The sequence below is a fragment of the Mesorhizobium sp. M7A.F.Ca.AU.002.02.1.1 genome, from assembly GCF_003998535.1.
In the GTDB taxonomy this organism is placed as follows: domain Bacteria; phylum Pseudomonadota; class Alphaproteobacteria; order Rhizobiales; family Rhizobiaceae; genus Mesorhizobium; species Mesorhizobium ciceri.
On the sequence record NZ_RZPB01000481.1, the window covers coordinates 1 to 4,776 of the forward strand.

5 protein-coding genes are annotated in these 4,776 nt (G+C 63.9%); 3 read left to right on the plus strand and 2 right to left on the minus strand.

The features are described from left to right. Nucleotides 1-206 precede the first annotated feature (206 nt). Together EN879_RS24610 and EN879_RS24615 are read right to left on the minus strand one after the other, a co-directional pair. Nucleotides 207-575, minus strand: a complete 369-nt coding sequence (locus EN879_RS24610; RefSeq protein ID WP_224620654.1) for a hypothetical protein — start codon at nucleotides 573-575, stop codon at nucleotides 207-209. A 105-nt stretch (nucleotides 576-680) separates the two neighbouring features. Further along, entirely contained in the window at nucleotides 681-1,784 is a 1,104-nt protein-coding gene (locus EN879_RS24615; RefSeq protein WP_082826515.1) for a histidinol-phosphate transaminase, read from the minus strand. Between the two features lie 130 nt (nucleotides 1,785-1,914). On the opposite strand from EN879_RS24615, the gene EN879_RS24620 reads away from it, so the two are divergent. The 3 genes from EN879_RS24620 to EN879_RS24635 all read left to right on the plus strand — a co-directional run. After that, complete coding sequence (locus EN879_RS24620) at nucleotides 1,915-2,688, plus strand: 3-oxoacyl-ACP reductase family protein (protein ID WP_024503950.1); 774 nt, start codon at nucleotides 1,915-1,917, stop codon at nucleotides 2,686-2,688. A 207-nt stretch (nucleotides 2,689-2,895) separates the two neighbouring features. After that, entirely contained in the window at nucleotides 2,896-4,218 is a 1,323-nt protein-coding gene (gene hisD, locus EN879_RS24630) for a histidinol dehydrogenase (RefSeq protein WP_024503949.1), read from the plus strand. 15 nt (nucleotides 4,219-4,233) lie between these two features. Continuing rightward, nucleotides 4,234-4,776, plus strand: a 543-nt coding sequence (locus EN879_RS24635; protein ID WP_164774556.1) for an alcohol dehydrogenase catalytic domain-containing protein, incomplete at its 3' end; no start/stop codon positions are given.

Consider the following 4,776-nt stretch of genomic DNA (forward strand, 5'->3'; position numbering starts at 1 on the left):
ATCTTCATGAAATCCGCCATCGCCTTGTACTGCCTGGCCAGGTCAGCACCGCCGCTTGAAGCCGCCACGCCCGTCGGCTTGCGGCACACAGGCCCACGGCGCAGGTGTGTCGCAGGTTCCTCCGGCGATGCACATCGATGCGGGGCCGAACGATGCGTTTGGCCCCGCATTGATATGGCGCCCGGCGCCGGCAGATGTGCGTCGATCTAGGGGCTTGGCCTCGGAACATCATCGGCCGATGCTTTGGTTTGACGATCGAAGACGACCGCCAGGCCGTTCTTGACGGCAAGTGAGGCGACCATGTCGTCGAGCTCGCGATCGGGAATGGCGGGTTTGAGGACCTGCCGGATGGCCCGATAGGCCTGCTCGGTCGACACATAGTCATAGCGCTTTTTACGCGCTTCCACATATTGCTCGATGAGAATGCCCAATCGGCGGGCGGCTATGTCATCTGGCTGCTGCAAGGGAGCCTCCTCAAGCGTCGATCGTTTGCAGACCCCCCGGATGTAAAAACCCACGCTGCGAAAGTTAAGGCCTGCGGCTGGTCCGAAGCCAAATAAATACGCTGTGGTCATCGACGATCCGCACGGCAGCCAAGCCAAGCGTCGGTCAAGGCCTTGGGCGAAATAGGGCGGCAGCGATCGGCTCCCAAGCGCGGAGCGATCCGCCCAGACGTGCATTCACAACAGCGTCGACAGAGCGGCCATGAAGTGGTCGTTTTCCGAAGTCGAGCCGATGCTGACACGCACATAGGTGTCAAAGCCCTGCTGCTTCCACGGTTTGACGATGACCCCTTGCCGCAGCAGGCCTTCGACGAAGACGGAGGCATCTTGCCGGCAGTTGAAGAACAGGAAATTGCCTCTGGAGGCGGCGACGTCGAGGCCCTTGCTCGCCAGGAAAGTCTCGACGCGTTTTCTCTCCGCCCTGGCCAGAGCTACGACCCTGGCGAGGTGTTCGTCATCGGCCAGCGCCGCGAATGCTGCGGCCTGGGCCATGCCGTTGGCGTTGAAAGGCGTGCGGACGCGGTCGAGCAGCGTGCGCAGCTCCGGGTCGCCGACGATGCCGAAGCCGATCCGCAATCCGGCCAGGCCGAACGCCTTGGAAAAGGTCCGAAGCACGATCCACGGCCGGTCGAGCTTTCCCAGATAGGGCAGGGATGACGCATAGTCGTCGCCCTTGGCATATTCGGCATAGGCTTCGTCGATGACGATCAGCGTCTCGTCGCTCGTCGCATCCAGAACCCTCGACAGATTGCCGCCGGAGAGCCAGCTGCCGACCGGGTTCATCGGGTTCGAGAACAGCAGCATGCGCGGCCGTTCGCGCACCGCCTCGACCAGCGCATCGACATTGATGGTCAGATCGTCGTTGACGACAACGCGATTGACGGTAGCGCCCATCAACGTGGTGTAGTCCTCATGCAGCGGAAACGACGGATAGAGCGTGACGACGGCGTCGCCCGGCCGCAACACGGCGCGGCTGATGACGGAGAGAAGATCTTCGGAACCGTTGCCGAGGATAATCTGGTCCTCGGCGACGGCATATTTGTCGCCGATCGCCTGGCGCAGCTTGCGCCCGGCAGGATCCGGATAGAGGCGGAACATCTCGGAGCCGGCATGCATCGTGGCGGCGAGGGTCGGGCTGGGCCCGAGCGGGTTTTCGTTCGAGCCCAGTTTGGCGATTCTGGCCGGTGCGTATCGTTTCCGTACCTCGTCAATGGTCAGTCCGGAATTGTAGGGCGACAGGCGGTTGACTTCGGTGCGGACCATATCCGAGGCTTTCGACACGGGCTGGCTCCTCTGCGGTGGATTTCGTCATCCGTACCGCAGCTGAAATGCTTTGTATATGCTTGTATATGTAACTTGACCTGATAGTCTCTACGCCGAAGCGGAAACCGACACCGACCAGGAGGATCACATGCGCAACGCTTCTCTCTTCGATCTCTCCGGCAGGAAGGCGCTTGTCACCGGCGCCAGCCGTGGCATCGGGCGCAGCATCGCCGAAGCGCTGAGTGCTGCCGGCGCCGACGTCGCGGTCACGGCGCGCAGCCTGGCCGCGCTGGAGCACACGACGGTCGCCATCCGCGCGGCCGGTGGGGTGGCGCATGCCATCGCTCTCGACGTCACCGATGTCGGCCGCTGCCGCGCAGCCACCAACGAGGCTGCCAGCCTGCTTGGTGGTCTCGACATTCTCGTCAACAATGCCGGGATGGAGGAGGTGCGGCCCTCGCTCGATGTCGACGAGGCGCTGTGGGACAGGATCGTCGACACGAATCTGAAGGGAGCGTTCTTCTGCGCCCAGGCCGCCGCGCGGCAGATGCGCGACGCCGGCCGTCCCGGCACCATCATCAACCTGTGCTCGCTGACGTCGGAAGTCGGAATCCCAACCGCGGTGCCGTATGGCTCGTCGAAGTCCGGCCTGCTCGGCATGACGCGGGCGCTTGCGGCCGAGTGGGCGGAGCTTGGCATAAGGGTCAACGCCATCGCGCCGGGCTATTTCAGGACGGCGATGACGGACGTTTTTTACAACAACGAGGCATGGCAGCACTCCATGCTGGCCAAGATCCCGCAGCGGCGTTTCGGTGATCTCTCCGACCTGCATGGCATCGCCGTGTTCCTCGCTTCGGATGCGGCGGCCTACATAACCGGCCAGTCCATTCCGGTCGATGGCGGCTTTCTCGCCTCGATCTGATGAGGCAGGTTTATCTCGGTAGTTTCGACGGGAAGGAAGATGGAAAAATCGCTGGCGACCGTCACATAGACATGTATATACTTTTGGCCGAGTGAAGCCTCTCGACGGCTTTGATCCTTGTTCAGGGTCGACCTGTCGGCCCGCAGCATATGGCCGGCCTGCGCCAGCCGTGATTGCGTTCCAAGAGTTCCAGGAGAACGAGCAGCCATGTCCGACATCAGCTTCCACGATTTGTCATCCATCGATGCCGACCAGCGCGCCAGTCTGCTGAAGCGCGCCGAGGCCGATCTGACGGTCTTCGTCGAGAAGGTCCGGCCGATCATCCAGGCCGTCAAGGACGAAGGCGACGCCGCCTTGATCCGCTTCGCCAGGGAACTCGACAAGGCCAATGTCGCCGAGGGCGAGCTGCAGGTGTCGGAAGCCGAGTTCGACGCGGCGTTCGACAAGGTGGAAAAGGACGTCGTCGAGAGCATCCAGTTCGGCATCGACAACATCAGGCATTTCCATGAGGAGCAGAAGCCGGAAACGATGTGGCTCAAGGAAGTCCGGCCGGGCGCCTATGCCGGCGACCGGTACACGCCGATCGCTTCCGTTGCGCTCTACGTGCCGCGCGGCAAGGGTGCTTTCCCATCGGTGACGATGATGACGTCGGTGCCGGCGGTGATTGCCGGCGTGCCGCAAATCGCCATCGTGACGCCGCCGACATCGGATGGTTCGGTGGACGCGGCAACGTTGGTCGCCGCACGCCTCGCCGGCGTCGGAACCGTCTACAAATGCGGCGGCGCTCAGGCAGTTGCCGCCGTCGCCTACGGCACGGAGACGGTGAAGCCCGCGCTCAAGATCGTCGGCCCCGGCAGCCCCTGGGTGGTGGCGGCCAAGAGCGTGCTGTCTTCGGTCATCAACACAGGCCTTCCGGCCGGGCCGTCCGAAGCGATCATCTTTGCCGATGACAGCGTCGACGGCGGGCTTGCCGCGCTCGACCTGTTGATCGAAGCCGAGCACGGGCCGGATTCCTCGGCCTATCTGGTGACGCACAGCCGCAAGGTCGCCGAAGCCGCATTGGCTGCAATCCCGGAGCATTGGTCGCGGATGACCGAGCAGCGTGTCGAGTTTTCACGCGCGGTGCTGACCGGCAAGCGCGGTGGCATCGTGCTGACCGCGTCGCTGGAAGACAGCTACCGCTTCATCAACGACTATGCGCCCGAACATCTCGAGATCCTGTCGAAGGAGCCGTTCGCGCATCTCGGGCGCATCACGGAGGCGGCTGAAATCCTGATGGGGCCGCACACGCCGGTGACGCTGGCCAATTTCGTGCTTGGACCCAATGCGGTGCTGCCGACCAGCCGTTGGGCGCGGACCTACGGGCCGCTTTCGGTGACGGATTTCGTCAAGCGCTCGTCGGTCGGCTATGTCACCTCGGTGGCCTATCCGGAACTCGCTCTGCACGCCCGCAGGCTCGCCCGCTACGAGGGCTTCAGCTCGCATGAGAACGCGGTCTCGGAGATCCGCGACCGCTATCTTGCCGGCTGAGCGGAACCGATCGAGATGAAGGCGGCACGACTTTACGGGCCCGGCGATCTGCGCGTCGAGGACATCGCGACGCCGGGCGCGCCGGATGCAGGCTGGGTGAAGCTCAGGGTCGATGCCGCCGGCATCTGCGGTTCGGACCTGCATAATTTCCGCACGGGACAGTGGATAAGCCGGTCGCCTTCGACGGCCGGCCATGAACTCACCGGCACGGTGACCGCCACCGGCGCGGGCGTCGACGCCTTCGCTATCGGTGACAGGGTTGTCGCCGATTCCCGCTTCTGGTGCGGAGACTGCGCGCAATGCCAAGCCGGCAGGCGTCATCTCTGCGCGTCACTGGGCTTCGTCGGAGAAATCTGCGACGGCGGATTTGCCGAACAGGCCGTGCTGCCCGCACGGCTTTTGCATATCATCGATGCCGGGCTCGACGAGCGGGTCGCGGCAATGGCCGAGCCGCTGGCGGTGGCGCTGCACGCGGTGCGGCGCCTGCCGAAAACGACAGGCTTCGTGCTGGTCGTCGGCTGCGGGCCGATCGGCGGTCTTGCCGCCCTGCTGTTGTCG